15 protein-coding genes and 1 pseudogene are annotated in these 16,304 nt (G+C 46.2%); 6 read left to right on the top strand and 10 right to left on the bottom strand.

Features of this window, described 5'->3' with window-relative positions:
• The 6 genes from RH89_RS03280 to RH89_RS03255 all read right to left on the bottom strand — a co-directional run.
• The coding region (locus RH89_RS03280) for a PAS domain-containing hybrid sensor histidine kinase/response regulator (protein WP_004398739.1) at nt 1-2,251 on the bottom strand (2,251 nt) is incomplete at its 3' end.
• 21 nt (nt 2,252-2,272) lie between these two features.
• Nucleotides 2,273-3,499 carry an ABC transporter substrate-binding protein gene (locus tag RH89_RS03275; RefSeq protein ID WP_004398738.1) on the bottom strand — a complete coding sequence of 409 codons (1,227 nt, stop codon included), beginning with the start codon at nt 3,497-3,499 and terminating at the stop codon, nt 2,273-2,275.
• Nucleotides 3,500-3,665: 166 nt separating this feature from the next.
• Nucleotides 3,666-4,775 carry an extracellular solute-binding protein gene (locus tag RH89_RS03270; protein WP_004398736.1) on the bottom strand — a complete coding sequence of 370 codons (1,110 nt, stop codon included), beginning with the start codon at nt 4,773-4,775 and terminating at the stop codon, nt 3,666-3,668.
• Nucleotides 4,776-4,789: 14 nt separating this feature from the next.
• On the bottom strand, nt 4,790-5,620 hold the full coding sequence (locus RH89_RS03265) for an ABC transporter permease (RefSeq protein WP_004398734.1): 831 nt from the start codon (nt 5,618-5,620) through the stop codon (nt 4,790-4,792).
• Nucleotides 5,617-6,489, bottom strand: a complete 873-nt coding sequence (locus tag RH89_RS03260) for an ABC transporter permease (RefSeq protein ID WP_004398732.1) — start codon at nt 6,487-6,489, stop codon at nt 5,617-5,619. The genes RH89_RS03265 and RH89_RS03260 overlap by 4 nt, the downstream gene beginning before the upstream one ends.
• The gene (locus RH89_RS03255; RefSeq protein ID WP_004398730.1) at nt 6,486-7,553 is read right to left on the bottom strand and encodes an ABC transporter ATP-binding protein; all 1,068 of its coding nucleotides are present in this window, start codon (nt 7,551-7,553) and stop codon (nt 6,486-6,488) included. The genes RH89_RS03260 and RH89_RS03255 overlap by 4 nt, the downstream gene beginning before the upstream one ends.
• Before the next feature lie 234 nt (nt 7,554-7,787).
• On the opposite strand from RH89_RS03255, the gene RH89_RS03250 reads away from it, so the two are divergent.
• Nucleotides 7,788-8,618 carry a glycerophosphodiester phosphodiesterase gene (locus RH89_RS03250; protein ID WP_004398728.1) on the top strand — a complete coding sequence of 277 codons (831 nt, stop codon included), beginning with the start codon at nt 7,788-7,790 and terminating at the stop codon, nt 8,616-8,618.
• A gap of 55 nt (nt 8,619-8,673) precedes the next feature.
• Nucleotides 8,674-9,798 (top strand): ROK family transcriptional regulator, encoded by a 1,125-nt coding sequence (locus tag RH89_RS03245; protein ID WP_004398726.1) that lies wholly within the window; start codon nt 8,674-8,676, stop codon nt 9,796-9,798.
• Here the strand turns inward: RH89_RS03245 and RH89_RS03240 are convergent.
• The 4 genes and pseudogenes from RH89_RS03240 to RH89_RS03225 form a co-directional block, all read right to left on the bottom strand.
• Entirely contained in the window at nt 9,789-10,700 is a 912-nt protein-coding gene (locus RH89_RS03240; protein ID WP_004398724.1) for an ADP-ribosylglycohydrolase family protein, read from the bottom strand. The genes RH89_RS03245 and RH89_RS03240 overlap by 10 nt on opposite strands.
• Nucleotides 10,701-10,713: 13 nt before the next feature.
• Nucleotides 10,714-11,235 (bottom strand): ATP:cob(I)alamin adenosyltransferase, encoded by a 522-nt coding sequence (locus tag RH89_RS03235; RefSeq protein WP_004398723.1) that lies wholly within the window; start codon nt 11,233-11,235, stop codon nt 10,714-10,716.
• A 41-nt stretch (nt 11,236-11,276) separates the two neighbouring features.
• Complete coding sequence (locus RH89_RS03230; RefSeq protein ID WP_004398722.1) at nt 11,277-12,377, bottom strand: DUF3541 domain-containing protein; 1,101 nt, start codon at nt 12,375-12,377, stop codon at nt 11,277-11,279.
• Nucleotides 12,378-12,524: 147 nt separating this feature from the next.
• A pseudogene (locus RH89_RS03225) lies at nt 12,525-12,885 on the bottom strand (glutaredoxin family protein).
• 221 nt (nt 12,886-13,106) lie between these two features.
• Between RH89_RS03225 and RH89_RS03220 the strand changes: the two are divergent.
• The 4 genes from RH89_RS03220 to RH89_RS03205 all read left to right on the top strand — a co-directional run.
• Nucleotides 13,107-14,042 carry an ABC transporter permease gene (locus tag RH89_RS03220; RefSeq protein WP_022561246.1) on the top strand — a complete coding sequence of 312 codons (936 nt, stop codon included), beginning with the start codon at nt 13,107-13,109 and terminating at the stop codon, nt 14,040-14,042.
• Nucleotides 14,035-14,982, top strand: a complete 948-nt coding sequence (locus RH89_RS03215) for an iron chelate uptake ABC transporter family permease subunit (protein ID WP_004398717.1) — start codon at nt 14,035-14,037, stop codon at nt 14,980-14,982. The genes RH89_RS03220 and RH89_RS03215 overlap by 8 nt, the downstream gene beginning before the upstream one ends.
• A 10-nt stretch (nt 14,983-14,992) precedes the next feature.
• The gene (vctC, locus tag RH89_RS03210; RefSeq protein WP_004398715.1) at nt 14,993-15,751 is read left to right on the top strand and encodes an iron chelate ABC transporter ATP-binding protein VctC; all 759 of its coding nucleotides are present in this window, start codon (nt 14,993-14,995) and stop codon (nt 15,749-15,751) included.
• A 58-nt stretch (nt 15,752-15,809) separates the two neighbouring features.
• Nucleotides 15,810-16,304, top strand: a 495-nt coding sequence (locus RH89_RS03205; RefSeq protein WP_038144815.1) for a siderophore-interacting protein, incomplete at its 3' end; no start/stop codon positions are given.

Raw genomic sequence — 16,304 nt, 5'->3', positions numbered from 1 at the left:
CGCGAATGACTTGTGTTGCCTGAATGCCATCCATCTCTGGCATGTGATTATCCATCAAAATAATTGGATAGAAATTCTTGTCTGCCATATCAACGGCGATTTGCCCGTTCATTGCTATATCACACTCAAAGCCTCGCGCCTTCATGAACTTTTCGATAATCATGATGTTGACGCGGTTGTCTTCGACGATCAGCACTTTGCGTCCCATACCTTGATAACTTTGAGTTGGTTTCTCGGTGAGTTCATGCTCAGAGCGTCCGGCACGTAAGCCAAATGAGGCGGTGAAGATACTGCCTAATCCCGACTTGCTAGTGAGCGCAATTTGACCGTCCATGGCTTCACAAATCTGCTTAGCAATAGCCAGCCCAAGCCCGGTTCCACCATAGTTACGAGTGGTACTGGACTCTGCCTGTATAAATGGATCGAAAATGGACTGCTGCCGATCGCTTGAAATACCTATTCCCGTGTCTTCGACACGCACAATCAAGTGATGCTGCTCACTGGACTGAACCTCAAATCCTACTTTGATTTGTCCCTCCTCGGTGAACTTGGTCGCGTTGCTGACCAGGTTTGCAATAACCTGTCGAACTCGCTCTTTGTCGCCAAACAGCCAGACGGATTCATCAATCGAATGTACACATTCAAACTCAATCCCTTTATCTGTGCATAGTGGGGAATAGGTGGATTCTATCTCCTGAATAAGAGGCAGAAGCTGGAAGTTACCGGGGTTGAGAACCAATTTCCCAGCTTCGATTTTCGAGAAATCAAGTAAGTCATTGAGTAGCGTCATCATGTGTGAGCCAGAATGACAAAGCGTATCAATGTATTCTCGCTGCATGGTTGATAGCTCGGTCTTTTGCATTAACTGAGCAATACCGAGTATGCCATTCATGGGAGTTCTGATTTCATGGCTGATGCTGGCAAGGAAGTGTGACTTCGCTGTGTTTGCCGATTCCGCTTTGGTTAACGCCTCTTTGAGTGAAGCCTGCATCTTCTGTTTTTCAGAAATATCCCGTTCCACCGCAATGAAACCTTCCAGGCGACCCTGTTCGTCATGCACAGGGGTAATGTCGATATCGATCCAGTAAGATTTGCCGGATTTGCTGTAATTGAGAATTTCTTCACGTACGTGGCGTTTTTCGATAATGGCTTTTCGAAGCCGGTGTTTAGTTTCGTGATTGGTATCTGGACCTTGCAGCAGCGAACCGGGTTTACGACCGATGATCTCTTTGGGTTTATATTCCGTCAGTTGAGTAAATGCCTGATTTACCCAGGTGACCAGACCATGTGTATCGGTAATGATGATCACATCTTTCGCGTGGCGCGCGACCTTTGCCAGCCTGCGTGATTCAGCTTCCTGACGCTTCAGCAACTCTGAAGATTCAGCCAGCTTCTTTCGAGACTTCGCCAGCTCTTCGAAGGGCTGAACCATAATCTTGCTACCAAGGAAATAGGAACCGATAAGGCAGACCGAAAGGGTGATGAAAGTGGTGGTAGCCAACCGATAAAGCAGGGTACTTCTCTGTTTATCTTCAGAAGCGGTATTGACCGCGTAAAGCAAGGTTAAGCCAGAATCGTTAATGGGGACTTCGGCGATTCGCCAGTTGACTCCTTCAGGGGCTTCGGGGACGACGCCTGTTTCAAATTGACGAAGTGCTACCCAGCGCTGTCCATCATTGGTCAATGCTGAAAAAAACTCTTTGTCCTTGAACAGAAACTCAACCTGAAGAACGCCTTCGACCGAATTGTTGTAGGTGATGGGAAGAAACATCCAGAAGTACAGTTTTCTTCCCTTCTTAATTAGGGAGACAATGGAAGAACCATTGTGAGAGAAAATTCTTTCAACGGATGTAGCCGCCAGAAGTTTATTCCCAGTGAGATTGATTTCGCTGAATACAACATCGTTGGCGATATCAAATAGGGCGACACTGACGGACTCTTTGAATATCCGATCCTGATTAATGTGGTCGCGGATTTCCAGGTTGTTTACCGAATTCCCCATTGCTGCACTCACCAAAACGGGGGATGTCGACATCTGCTTGAATGCAACCTGCCTATCCAGTAAATACTGATTCAAATAGCGCTTGGCGGTTTCCTGTTCGACCTTAGATGCTTCGGTTTGCAGAGCACTGATCGTTGTCTTACTTTGATGATTGATCGCGAAGCCGCCAATCACTGCAAACAAGACGGCAACGATTGCGATGAAGGTGACGAACAAATGTCTCGCAGACAAAGATTTTAGCAGTCGCAAACTACAGCTCCTGTATTAATGCTATCGACCAGCGATAACAGAAATGTTGTTGTCCTGATTGAATGTTGCCATGCAAAGGTCATCTAACCCTAGCGCTTCATGTGCATCTTTGTTCGATTCAGAATACGTTGTAAAAGGTTTGTCGTAACGCTTTACCAAGCCCTGAACCGGTGACTGAATGTTTTCTAGCGCGATTCTTAGCTTGTCGCGGTTATTGACCATTTCACCTTCCAGATCTAATTCAGATAAAGCCTGAATCAATAACTTGCTCAAATCGTACCCGTGAATAAATCCAGTCGGTGCCACGATATCATTGGCGGATTTTATCTGGTTTGGAAACAGTGCTTTCGCTCGGGTTAACACGCTGGTGGATAGCTCGGTTTCGGGCGAGGACAGGAAGGAAAAACAGGTCTGGACGACATAGAGATCCAGTTTTTGTCTTGTCTCATGGGGAACCTGAACCGCAAAGTCTCCCCCTGTGATTCCCCAGTGGCTGATAATAGGGAGTCGCTCTTCTTCTGGGAATGACGCCATAGCGTTAACAATGTGTTTTCCTTCAGCGGCGTTGGACACCATCAGCACGCAGTCGGCACCGGAACGTTGAACTTCTCGGATCTTGATTCTTGCTCCGGGTTCATTGATTCCCCAGTTAAACCAGGTCACGGTGGGTGTCTGGTTAAGCAAATCTTTAATGGCAGCAGTCATATTACGCTGGTTTGATTTTCCCCAGGGGGTTTCCTCTAACAGCAAATGAGGGTTTTTACACTGGGTTTGAGTCACGGCGAAGTTTGCCAGTCTTGCCCCTGCTTTGGTGTCGTCAACAGACAGCCTGAATACCCAGTTTTCGCTGCTTGGGTGGCGAGTAATTGGTGCGCCAGCAGCCCACGGGACGAGGGTAAGAATCTGATTGTCGTTAATATACTGGCGGTATTTGATAAGTGGAGGCGAATGAAGACCAGCGAAAATGACTAAGGCGTTGGGATCTTTTTTATAGATCGCCATGTGCTTTTTGCTACGAACCGAATTTCCTCGATGGTCGAGAGTGACAAAGCGGATGTCATGACCCTGAATCGTATTACCAATTTCGTCGAAAGCTGTGCGTATTCCTTGCTCAATAGAGGTTGCGGATTCAATGTAGCCAGTTCGATCCGCATCCAGATATATATTGATGTATGAGTCGTTAGCGACAGCAGAGAAGGGCATCAATAGCCCTAATGTCATGCCGAGCAGGTTGCGAATTTTTACCATCGTCCGTAAGCCTTTTAACGCAATGAGTTAATTGATTTTATTACAGTATAGGCAGTAATCTGGATTTAAACAGGCAACTTTGAAGAGATATCAGATGTTTAAATAATGAGCCTTGCCGGGGACAAAGCTCATTGAATTAAGGCGCTGAAACAGCGCCTGTTGGGGATTATTTCATTAAGACTTTCTGGGTAAACTGCTTACTCATCTCTTTACCGTAAACGGCGTTAAACGGCAGAGTAGAACGGCTACGCATTTCCTGAGAAACCAAAGCCTGACTTGAATCAGCTTTTGGATGCTGAGGAGCAACACCAAATTTCGCATTCAGTGCAGATTGTGTTTCTGCACTGGTCAGCCAATGTAAGAAGAGCACCGAAGCTGCCTTTCGTTGGCTGTTTTTCGCAATTGCCGCGAAGTTTGCACCACCCGACATCCCAAACTCAGGGATGTAGAATTTCAGACGAGAGGTGATCGCGCCACGTTTTTGCAAACCAGCCAAGTGGTCTTCCCATGCAGGAGCAATCACAATTTCACCATCGTTGATTCGGGTTAAGCTATCGGCGTTAGAAGCGGTAATCACCATTTGCTCTTCATTTTGGTTAAACCAGTCCCAGGTTTTCTGCCATTTCTGTGTCACTGAAGAACTCAGCTTTTTGCCTTTTGGCTCACCAGAATAACTGCGGATCGCCGCTTCAATGAATCGTCCGCCAGAACCGCCGCCGTTCGGATCGTTCACGCCAAACGATTTAGGGTTGTCCTGTATGTATTGCGTTAAGTCTGCAAAGCTTTGGGGTAAATCTTTCTCTTCAATACGTGCAGGGTCATATGCCATACCTGTTTGGTTACCCCAAAATGTGACCGCGTAACCTTCGGAGTCGAACCCTTCACTTTCTGTTTTGAGTGATTCGATTTCCGGCAGCACATCCAGTTTCAGCAATACCTTCTCGGGCGAGAAAATTTTAATGTTGGAAGCACCAAGAGCGATGACGTCCAGCTTCCCTTTTTCACGTTTACTTTCAGCAATCAGCTTGTTTCGGTTGCCGTCTAACGTGCCTTCGGGAATGCGAACTTTGATTCCATACTTGTCCTCAAATCCTTTTACAAACTCTCGCCAGCCAGGCTGGAGGTACCAGACCGCAAAGCTGACGGTACCTTCTTTTTTTGCCTGATCTTCGATTTCCTTCCATGTCATCTTAGTGACGTCATAAGCGTAAGCCGACGTCGCAACGCATGCGGCTACGCCGACCAGCAGCGCCTTCAAGGGGTTATTTTTAAACATAGTATCCTCTACTTCTAAGCTTTGCCCGTTGACTGGGACAAGTAATTTCCTTTTAAAAGTTGCTCGATAATGAGCATTAAAATGACGTTAGGTATCACTAAGAAAAGTGACACTACCGCCGCATCCGGTCGGATGAACGAGTACCCTAGAAAGGAGTACAAAATGGTAGGAACCGTTATAAAATCTGGGGCTCCGAGTACATAAGCCATATTGAACTCTTCGATACTGATCACCAGACAGAAAATCAGTGACGCCAGCATGCTTGGTTTAAGCATCGGCAGAAATGCATGACGGAAAGTGGTAAAGCGGCTTGCTCCCATATCAGCACAAGCGTCAATGACGTCTTGTGGAACCGCTTTAAACCCTGCGCTCAAAATTCGTATCGCATAAGGCAATGCCAGAACGGAGTGCGCGATCACTATGCTGAAATAGGGTTCTGAAATCCCTAGCTGCAATAGCATTCCACTGAAGAAAATCGCCAGTATCATGGAAGGCATCACCATAGGGAGTAATGTCAGCAGCTCTGCAGCACGCTTCCCGCGAAACTCCATTCTGCCAAACGCATAAGCCGTTGGTGTTGCCAGAGTGACGGTAACCAGAGCGACGGCGGGTGCCACCGTATAACTGTTAAACAGCGCTTCTTCCAGCGAAGTGGTTTCCCAGATCTCTGTCCACCGAGCAAAGGACAGAACTTGCGGGAAAATATCGGGGAAACTCCACGGATGTGATGGGTCTACCAGAGACCAAAGCACCGCCATCCCGAAAGGAACACCCAGCCAAATGATGTTGACCAGAACAAAAAATCCGATACTCAGGTAGATCACCCATTTGTGATTGCTGTTCATGACGATTCCCCTCTCTGAATATGGGTGATGATGGAGCGTGTTTTCGTGGAGAAAGGTTGAGTGATGAGGGTAATCACCACCGCAGAGATAACAGCTAACAACATAATGACCATTGCGATGACGGCGGCTTTTTCCCATTCGTAGTACTGGGTTGCCGTGAAGTTCATCAGCATGGACAGTGAATATGCGTTACGGGAACCGGCTATAGAAGCAAAAGCAAAGTCCCCCAACGCCCCAATAAGTATGAGTATTAAGGATGCCTGCAAAGCAGGGATAGTCAGAGGGAAGACAATCTGGCGGAACCTCGCCCAGCGCGACGCGCCCAGATCATCGGCGGCATTAAGAATATCACTGCGGATACTGTTGATGGCACCACCAAGAAGAATCAGCGCGAAAGGCACGTTTTTCCATACCTGAAGCAGTATTACACTCCAGCCAAACTTGTCATTGGTTAATCGAAGTGGTTTTTCCAACACACCGAGCGCCATTAGCCCTTCGTTAAAGATACCGTGATAAGAGATCACGTTAATGAGAAGAAATGCAGCAACCAAACCCGGTACGAACATTGGGGCGCGAAGCACACCGATGATGACAGGTTTAGCTGGCAGCGGACGGCTTAACCAAAGTGCAATGGGATAAGCGAGCATGATTGCCCCCAGGCTTCCCAGAATAGAGGTGCGCAATGAGTAAGCGATGGAACGTTGCAGAATGGGGTCTGCAATCATTTCCTGCCAGTATTGCAGGGTGAATGAAGATTCGCCCGTCAGACCTGCCATACCAAAGCTTTGAGCGACAACGGCGTACAACGCACTCCCCATTAAAAACAGGATCATGCCTAAGCCGGGAATGAGAAAAAGGTATGCCCTCACGACTTCACCTCCTCTAGGAAGCGAATTGCGTTACGACTCATTTTAAAAGCTACTTTATCGCCCGGTTGGCTCGACATGGACTGATGCAGTTGAATGCGGATCTTCTGACCACAAGGTTCGTCGGCAGCGCGCCCGAACAAATCAGTGACATTCCCCAGAAAGGCCAGGTTTTCGACCTGAACATGAAAGCAGTTTTCTTCGTCACTGTTTGCCAGGTGTGCGGATTCAGGGCGCCAGCAAATGTAAATACGCTCTGCCACAGGGGCTTGCTGAGATTCAGTTAAAAATGATCCTAACTCGCATTCCACCTTATACAGATTGGCTTGGTCAGTCGGGCTTACTCTTGCAGGTAAAATATTTGCTGCGCCGATGAAATCAGCAACAAAGCGATTTTTAGGCTGATAATAAATTTCTTCAGGTGTGCCAATTTGCTCAATCGAACCTTTATTCAACACCACGATTTTGTCACTCATCGCCAGTGCTTCTGCCTGATCATGGGTCACGTAGACGGTTGTGAGGTTCTGTTCTTTTTGTAGCGACTTAATTTCAAAACGCACGCTTTCACGTAGCTTGGCGTCGAGGTTGGAAAGGGGTTCATCAAACAGTATGACGTCAGGTCGCATAACCATAGCCCTGGCAAGCGCAACGCGCTGCTGCTGCCCTCCGGAGAGCTGAGCGGGTAGCTTGTCCTTATGATCTTCCAGCCCAACCTGTGAAATGGCTTCGGACAGTAGCGTTTTTTGCTGCTCAAGCGGCATGTTTTTCTGTACCAGACCAAAGCAGATATTGTGGGAAACACTCAGGTGTGGGAACAGCGCATAGGACTGAAAGCACATGGCCGTGCTTCTTTTTTCTGGGGGCAATGGATCAATACGCTGACCATCAATCAAAATCTCACCTGAATCTACAGTGAGAAACCCCCCAATCATTTTCAACAGGGTAGTTTTACCGCATCCACTTGGTCCAAGCAGAGTGACAAACTCTCCAGCCTTAGCTTCAAACGAAATATTTTCAGAAGCGACAAAGTCTCCAAATTTCTTGGTTACATTCTTAATTTGCAACATCGGCTTAATTTCTTCCTTTTAAACTTGCCTACAAAGATTAATGCTAATCAATGAATTTAAAAATTTTTGTGATCCGTCTCTATTTGTTGACTTTATAATCAATGGTTAATCATTAAGTAATTGAAAATTAAAGGTATAAAATGATGATAAATTAATCATTAATAACCGATTGAAGATCACATACAGATAGATTACAGTTTAATTAAACTTTTCAATAAAGAATAAGGTAACTATATGTCATTTGAGTTTCACGTTGCCAGAAAAGGCAAAGTTCTTGTTAATAGTCATAGGGGGTATTGCCACCTTTATCCAGAAAATACGCTTCCTGCCTTTGAAGGGGCGTATCAGGAAGGTACACACTCTATTGAGCTGGATGTCGCCATGACGTCAGATAACGAGATTGTTGTGATTCATGATCACAGCGTGGACAGGACATCTGATGGCTCTGGTTATGTAGAGCAAATGGATTTCTCAGCACTACGAGAGCTTGATTTTGGCTCTTGGTTTGACAAAAAATTCCTAAACACAAAGATCCCGACATTGGAAGAATGCATTGTATGGGCAATGGACAGGGGCGTCGGGCTGGTTGTTGAGGTTAAGCAACGCAGGCGTCAGGATGAGTTTATTATCCAACTGCACGCTTTGTTGCGCTCAATTCCCGGAAGCATCGGCTATATTCAGTTACTGGCTTTTGATCATGTGTTGCTGAATAAGGCAAAAAAAGTGATCCCCGACCTGAACATTCAGGTGGTTACTTTGGCAAGATACAACGATCAGCTGAACGCTGTTCTTGCGTCCAATGCCGATTGTGTGTGCATTGAATATCCGCACGCTCACGTAGATGATTTAAGAGCGTACAAGCAAGCTGGCTTATGCGTTAGGATGTTCTTGCCAACGACGTCCAATGGCTTAACACCAACTGAACACTTCAATCGACATTTTGGCTATGACGTACACGGCGAAGTGGTAGGTTGGTTACGGGAAGGGCTTATCGATATGATCAGTCACGATGATATTGAAATGCTTAAGTCTCTGGTACTTGAAGCCGGGCTTGAGCCTGTGTAATCTCGCCAGTTAAGCCAAAATCATGCTTTGTTATCGAAAGGAACCCAAACGGAAGATGCTATCTCCAATCAAACCGCTTCAACTTAACCTGACTGAAGGGCAGAAGAGGGTGCTGGCAGTGATACGTCAGCACGGTACTTTACCAAGAACCAAGATCGCAGAATTAACCGGTTTTGGTACTGGTTCTGTGACGACCCTGTGTAAAGAACTACTCACGCTGCAGTTGATTCAGGAAAGTGAAAGAGTAAAGGGCGGGCGAGGACAGCCAGCGAAGCCAGTATCGCTGTCGCCCTACGCTGCTTTTACGTTTGGGGTTGCATTCCATATTGCCCGAATCGACCTTGCGCTGGCCAACTTTACAGGCGAAGTGCTCGACAGAGTTGAGATTTTCTATGATGAGTCTCAACCTGTTGAAGAGACCATCATACTAATTCGTGATGCCATCTCTAAAATGACAGCCAAACACAGGCTTCTTAATGCGAGGATTCTTGGCATTGGGGTTTCGATGCCGGGACCACACCTTTGTGATGGCAAGCGAGTCCGCACCATTAACCAAATGGCGCACTGGCAGGACGTTGATCTGGCGGATGCATTCGGGCACCACTTTGAATACCCGGTCTGGATTGATAACGACTGTAAAGTGGCTGCAGTTGGAGAGTACTATTCTGGGTTATGGGACGACATTGAACATTTGGTGCTGATAGAGATTGGGCACGGAATTGGTGGTGCTGTGATTATGAACGGTAAGCTGCATTCCGGTAGGCATAACAATTCAGGTGAAATTGGCACGTATTTCAACCGCTCAGAAGCACCAAGACCCTGCTTGCGTGAGCTCATCATTGAGCTTCAGGAATCGGGACTAGATGTGGTCAAGCTTGAAGACATCCCAGATATTGAACATCCAATTGTTGCCAGCTGGATAAAACGTTCAGCAGAAAGGCTGATGCCTGCATTATTGCTAACCTTAAGCTGGTTCGATCCTGAGTGTATTGTTATTGGCGGTTCATCACCCAAGGCGATTAGCGATGCGCTGATCAAAGAAATGGATCTGGCAACCGAATGGGAAAAGCGCTTTGATTATCCAGTTGCCGAAATTGCGCCCTCAAAAGTAGGCACATACCTTTCTTCTTATGGCGCAAGTATGTACCCATTTTTCCAGACGCTTTCTTATCAGACCTGATCTCTCTTAAATCGGGTTTTTGCTACCCATTCGGCAGGAATGTCACTGGAATCTGTCACTGCCATTATCGCACCTATGATGATGGCTCTTCCGCAACTGTCACCACCGCAGTAGATATTGGTTTTGACGGCGCTTCGATAGTCCGAACTGGTCAAAAGAATGTGGAGAATAACGGGGAACGCGACGGACAAGTCGCAATGCAGCCCGGTCTTCTGAGCGTATTCTTCGCTACTCAGATTTAATGCGTTTATTGCGTCATCGATTTGTGTCGAAATTTCTTCTGTGGTGTTGGATCGGACTAGCTCAATCGCTTCACGTATTGAACTGCCATCTAAAACAGCCTGCATCACTGTTGCCAAAGCAAGCGCCCATTGCACCGCACTGTCTTTGTTGTTGGTTACTCTGACAGCCTGCTCAATGTGTGCCTTATGATCACCGATATACGCAATCAACGGCGGAAGCTTTGAAACCGCGGGCAATTGCTGGTCATCAGCGCCGCATCGGGAAATCTCTGCTTCTGAATCTTGAGCAGAGTGCATTGCCAGTAGAGTTAATTTGGTCGGCTTATCGATATAGCCCACCCATTCTCCTCCAAAGTCAAACCACTCCTGAAACGATAAGGCGTAGTCGTTCAAATCAAAGCGACCCGATTTTCGTTTCAAAGAGTCCAACATGGCATAAAGTTGCGCACCATATTGAGAGGGTTCTCCTGCGCTTTTATTTGCGTGAGCGAAATAGCCTTTGTTTTCAAATTCGGATGCGGAAACAGATTGGAAAGTAGGGTCTGAAGGGGCGAGTCTTTTGATGGTGGGTTGGTCATATAACCAATGAAATCCCAAAGAAGCCGCATCAGCTACAAGGGCGCCTAATATTATTTTCTCTTGTGCTTTCGAAAGGGTCATTTTTGCCTCCATATCAGTAACTTTTACTGACAAACTCCGTCTCTTCGATATTGGCGACCTTATTCTCAAACGCTGCCAAAGCATAAAACGTATTTGCTATCAAATTGGCATAGCGGAATAGGATAGGGGCAGGTGAACGTCTTCCGTTATGCTCGACAGCAACCAACGCACGAACAACTTTTTTCGCCTGACATCGAGCAAGATGGAGCTCTGCTGAAGCGGCAGTCCCACCTGGTAAAACAAACCCTTTGAAACCGCCATCCAACAAGTCTCTCAGTTTATGATAGTCCGCTTTTAACTCTGATAGTTGAGATTCATCGATAGCCAGCTTGCCCCGTACAGAACCATTTAGATGATAAACATTGGGTTGCAACCTTTGAAGAATATCCTCGGTTAAAGGCTGAATGCCCATAGTCAGCAATAACCCGATTCGGCAACACAAGTCGTCTGCTGCAATTTCAAAATCACAGGCGGGATTGTCTTCATATATAAATGGATAACAGAACTCGTCCCAATCTCGGCTTACTGGCTTCATGTGGCTTCTAACCATTCGTTGATACAAAGCCTATTAAGTTATCATTGCTTAAGCGCGAGTGCAGGCGTTTTTGGTTCCAGTCCGTAAGGGATAGACGTTAGCACCGAAGACCCATCACCATATTTTGGTGCAGCATTGGTTCCCCGCCAGTCGAGAAGCATGATGGCCAGAACATTTCGATGCTCGCCTCCGGAAAGCGAGAGATTTCCCAATACTGAAGGCACCAGACCCGCATCAAAGTTTATCGAAGCTTGTATCGCATCACGGGTTTTCTGAACCACAGGGTCGTCATCAAGTCCGGCAAGAAGAAAAGCAATGCCAACTTCTGCAATAACGTCTTCCTTTGACCTCAATAGAATCGTATCGATGTTTTTGCGGAGGTAGTCGTAAATCCACTGATGCTCTCGCTCCGAAACGGGGTATTGGTAATAGCCTGAGTCGGCGAGAATAATGTGAGTCATCCCGTACAGCTTGTTTCCAAATTGCTGTTTAGTGAGCTGTGCGTCGCGCTCATCTGGATAAGTGGCTTTGAAATTTTCGATGAACTCATCCACAACGTCCTGCTCGCCTAACTGACGCAACCAGTAAACCTGATTTGCAAGCTGAGCTGCCCAGGCTTCAATCATGGTTGGATTGGTGACGTATTTAGTGAAATCGTAACGGCGAATAATCTCGCGGAGCATTTTGTCGTCTTTGTGTTTGAGCCCGTATTCGTTAGCTCTTGCCATGGAACCCAATAAGCCAATACCTAAGTACATGTATTCGGGCATGGCTTTTGTGGCGTTAAATCGGCGCAAGCTGCGCTCATCTGTGTTGCCGAGGTAGTGCGAAAGCCGGTTAATGGCGTACTGATGAATCTGTTCAGGAGTGTGAACTTCTTCACTGAAGCGGTTTAGCCTGCTAGCAACACGAGCCATGTCACTCCAGATCGCATACTTGTATTGCGGATCGAGCGTCTGGCGATACATCCGAAGCCCAAAATGCCCCTCTTTAAACGGCGACAATGTATAGAGCTTGTCCTGAAAGGTTGAGCGTATGATGTCTGCAGATGCCACATGATTGGGTACTTCACTGGACAAGCTTTTGGCATGAGCTGGCAGCAGCAAAGCTGAAAGAAGGAGAGCGGAGGTTGTAATCTTCATGAGATTTTTATGCTTTAGTAATAGTCCTGCGAATATACCTTTGAGACGAAAATCATAAGTCCGGTGAATGTCAGATTACGGTAACAAAAAACGCCGAAGCGATGGCTTCGGCGTTTTTAGCTATATCTTCATATAAAAGACAACGAATCAGGCAAATTCTTTTTGCAGGTAGGCGACGATATCGTTTGATTCGTACATCCAGGTCGTCTCGCCATTGTTATCGATTCTCAGGCAAGGCACTTTAACTCTGCCGCCGCCGTTTTCCAGATCCTGGCGATGCATGGCATCGTTTTTGGCATCGCGCAGTTCGATATCCAGCGATTGTCTCTTCATCTGACGGCGTACTTTTACGCAGAATGGGCAAGCATCGAACTGGTACAGTGAAAGGTTTTTCGTCTTTTCATTAACGGCTTGTTGTTCTGCTTCACTTCTTTCTTGCCCTTTTTGGCGAGAACACAAAATTAAACCCTAGAATGATTCTTCCAAGAACCCATCGAATAAGCTTCATCACTGACTCCAAACTGCTGATATTTCTATTTCGAATCCGAAAACTTATCGCATTTTTTACAGAAAACCAAGCGGTACAGATTTATCTATCAGTTATGTGATTTATGCAAATGCTTGTGCGAAAAAGTAAATATTGGGTTGATGACTAGGATTTTTCTATCGGATAGGATATTTTAAACCGTTTTTGAATAAGAATGATTATTATTGGGGTTACTAGCTGCAGTGCTTAAGTTAGTTGTTATTTTATTGGTTTTGAGTGCAGGATCACTCTTCGTCGGAGTCGCCGACTTAAGCCTGACCAAGTTACTGGAAGGTGATCAAGCCGCCTGGGAACTGTTAGTTATTAGCCGGATACCGCGTTTGTTAGCCATCTGGCTGGCAGGGGCTGGGTTAAGTATTGCAGGCTTGATCATGCAGCAAATCAGCCAGAATCGATTTGCCGCGCCATCTACTTCTGGCACCTTTGAATGTGCCTTGCTTGGCTATCTGCTGAGTATTCTTATCTTTGGGCACGGTGAAAACCTCTTTATTATTTTTGGCACTGCGATGGCAGGCACCTTGATATTTGTTCGGTTTATAAACTCAATTCAGTTTAAAAATGCGATTTACGTTCCGCTGGTGGGCATTATCTTTGGTAACGTTGTTTATTCCGCCGCTGTGTTTATCGCTTATAAGTACAATCTGGTACAAAGCTTATCTACTTGGGCTGTCGCAAACTTTTCTACTGTACTGCAAGGCAGTTATGAGTTGCTTTACATTGCCATTCCGGTTTCGGCATTTAGCTACTGGTATGCCGCCCGTCTTTCTGCTGCGGGCATGGGAAAGGACTTTGCAACCAACATAGGTCTGAATTACCAGCAAGTCGTGGTGATTGGCGTGTTACTGGTTTCGGTGACTTCTGCCAGTATCGTCATGATCGTTGGTGAATTACCTTTCCTCGGGTTAATTGTTCCAAACATTGTTGCTGCCTACATGGGCGATAACATTCGCCGAAACATTCCTTACGCTGCGCTGTGTGGTGCGATTCTAGTTCTGGTTTGCGATGTTCTGGGTCGCGTTATCATATTCCCGTTTGAAGTGCCTATCGCCATGATCATCAGTATTTTAGGTGGGCTGGTGTTCCTCTACCTGATTTTGAGGGAGAAGAACAATGCGTGATAAGGCGGTTTTAATTGGTTTACTCGCGGCATCTCTGGTTCTCATTTTTCTGTTTGTTGGCTTAGGTCTCACCGCCGACAACTACGAATACTTCCTTTCTCGAAGAACACCAAAAGTGCTGGCGATAGTGATTGCCTCAGTAGCGATTGCTCAGTCGTCACTGGTCTTTCAGACGGTCACTCACAACCGAATCTTAACACCCAGTATCATGGGGTTTGATTCTCTTTATGTGCTCATTCAGGTTTGTGTGCTGATATTACTGGGTGGTGTCGCTACAGTATTGCTGAATTCGTTCATCAAGTTTTCAATTTCTGTCGCTGTAATGGTCGGGTTTTCACTGGCTCTTTTCAGCTTCTATTTCCGTAAAGAAAACGCCAACATCATGACTTTGCTATTGATGGGCGTGATCTTCGGTCAGCTATTCTCCAATATCGCAGGCTTTTTCATGATGATCATGGACCCGTCTGAGTTCTCTTTCTTACAAGGTGCCATGTTTGCAAGTTTCAATAACGTAAACAGCGAACTGGTTTACGTCAGCCTGATTCCATTGTGTGCCGTGATTTTTTACCTTTACATGCTTCACAGCAAACTCGATGTTTTCTGGCTGGATAAAGACAACGCCATCAGCTTGGGTGTGGACGTTAAGAAAGTGACCAAACAAGTGCTGATTCTGGTTTCGATATTGATAGCCGTTTCTACAGCATTAGTTGGACCGATTCTCTTCTTCGGTCTTCTGGTTGCGAACCTCACCAGACAATGTTTTTCCACCTATCGCCATCAGGTTTTAATGACGGGTGCTTCGCTTATGGCAGTTTGTATGCTGCTGAGCGGGCAATGGCTGGTTGAGCGTGTGTTTGAGTTTGAAACCACACTGAGTGTCATTGTGAACTTTGTCGGTGGTCTGTATTTCCTTTCTCTGTTGATCCGACAAAAAGTGTAGTGGGTGGAACATGATTAAAATTGAAAAGCTCACCAAAGCATTTGGTAAAAGCAAAGTAGTGGATCAGGCGAGTGCCTCGTTTATTAAAGGGGAAGTCACTTCCATCATAGGTCCAAATGGTGCCGGGAAAAGTACGCTGCTTTCCATGGCGAGTCGCCTCCTGCAAAGAGATGAAGGGCAGGTGTTCATCGACACAAAAGAGCTTGCCGAATGGGACACAAAAGAGCTCGCGAAACGTCTCGCTGTGTTGCGTCAGTCTAACAGTCTGAATATGCGTTTTACGGTTCGTGAGCTGGTCTGCTTTGGTCGATTCCCTCACAGCGGCGGCAAGCTGGACAAAGAAGATATTGCAGTGATTGAGAAATCCATTGGGTATCTGGACCTGACAGACATCCAGCACAAATACCTTGATGAGTTAAGTGGCGGGCAGCGTCAGTTGGCATTCATTGCCATGGTTGTCGCGCAGGATACCGATTACGTTTTTCTAGATGAGCCGCTAAACAACCTCGATATTAAGCATTCACTCCAGATCATGAAAAATATTCGCACGCTGGCGCACGAGCTAAATAAAGCTGTTGTCATAGTGATTCATGACATCAATTTTGCCTCTTGTTATTCCGACAACATCGTTGCGCTTAAAAAAGGCAGAGTTGAAGCGACAGGCACGGTCGCTGAAGTTGTTCGCTCCGAGGTACTTTCAGACATCTACGAGACGGATTTCCAGATCCATGAAGTGAATGGACAGCGAATTTGTCTTTACTATCAATAATAAAACTCACTATCAGCCGTTGCTTCAGGGAACTGAAGAACACCAAAAGGATTCATTGATGACACAGATACTCACTATCAAGTCAAAATCGTTTGTTACACCTTCTATGCTTCGCATTACTTTCGAAGGTGATTGCGTACAGAGCTTTGAAGACGATTTTGCTGGTGCCTACATAAAGCTGGAACTGACTCAGGATGGTCGCAGCTTTGTTGGCAGTGGAGCTTCGCAAGAAGAGCAGTCACTGCGCACCTATTCCATTCGCCATTTAGATAAAGCCAAAAATCAGATTGATGTCGATTTTGTTATACACGGAAACAGCATAGAAGCTGGGCTTGCGTCTTACTGGGCGCAGCAGTCAGAAGTGGGAGACCGCCTTTCAGTTCGTGGTCCGGGCAGTATTAAAACGATCGAATCTGAGGCGCAGTGGTGTTTTATCGTAGCGGATATGACAGGAATACCAGCGGCTTCTACGGTGCTGGAAACACTAAACGATAACCTGTCGGGTTACGCCGTTTTTGAAGTCAATACTAAAGAAGATATCCAGAATATTGAT

Origin of the sequence: Vibrio nigripulchritudo ATCC 27043, assembly GCF_000222685.1 — a bacterium.
Classification (GTDB): Bacteria; Pseudomonadota; Gammaproteobacteria; order Enterobacterales; family Vibrionaceae; genus Vibrio; species Vibrio nigripulchritudo.
This window is presented reverse-complemented; position numbering and strand designations above follow the sequence as displayed.

Bases quoted from the DNA above. Each gene is read 5' to 3' on its own strand.
- RH89_RS03275 (WP_004398738.1), bottom strand. From the start codon at position 3,499: ATGGTAAAAATTCGCAACCTGCTCGGCATGACATTAGGGCTATTGATG.
- RH89_RS03270 (WP_004398736.1), bottom strand. From the start codon at position 4,775: ATGTTTAAAAATAACCCCTTGAAGGCGCTGCTGGTCGGCGTAGCCGCA.
- RH89_RS03265 (WP_004398734.1), bottom strand. From the start codon at position 5,620: ATGAACAGCAATCACAAATGGGTGATCTACCTGAGTATCGGATTTTTT.
- RH89_RS03255 (WP_004398730.1), bottom strand. From the start codon at position 7,553: ATGTTGCAAATTAAGAATGTAACCAAGAAATTTGGAGACTTTGTCGCT.
- RH89_RS03250 (WP_004398728.1), top strand. From the start codon at position 7,788: ATGTCATTTGAGTTTCACGTTGCCAGAAAAGGCAAAGTTCTTGTTAAT.
- RH89_RS03245 (WP_004398726.1), top strand. From the start codon at position 8,674: ATGCTATCTCCAATCAAACCGCTTCAACTTAACCTGACTGAAGGGCAG.
- RH89_RS03240 (WP_004398724.1), bottom strand. From the start codon at position 10,700: ATGACCCTTTCGAAAGCACAAGAGAAAATAATATTAGGCGCCCTTGTA.
- RH89_RS03235 (WP_004398723.1), bottom strand. From the start codon at position 11,235: ATGAAGCCAGTAAGCCGAGATTGGGACGAGTTCTGTTATCCATTTATA.
- RH89_RS03230 (WP_004398722.1), bottom strand. From the start codon at position 12,377: ATGAAGATTACAACCTCCGCTCTCCTTCTTTCAGCTTTGCTGCTGCCA.
- RH89_RS03215 (WP_004398717.1), top strand. From the start codon at position 14,035: ATGCGTGATAAGGCGGTTTTAATTGGTTTACTCGCGGCATCTCTGGTT.
- vctC (WP_004398715.1), top strand. From the start codon at position 14,993: ATGATTAAAATTGAAAAGCTCACCAAAGCATTTGGTAAAAGCAAAGTA.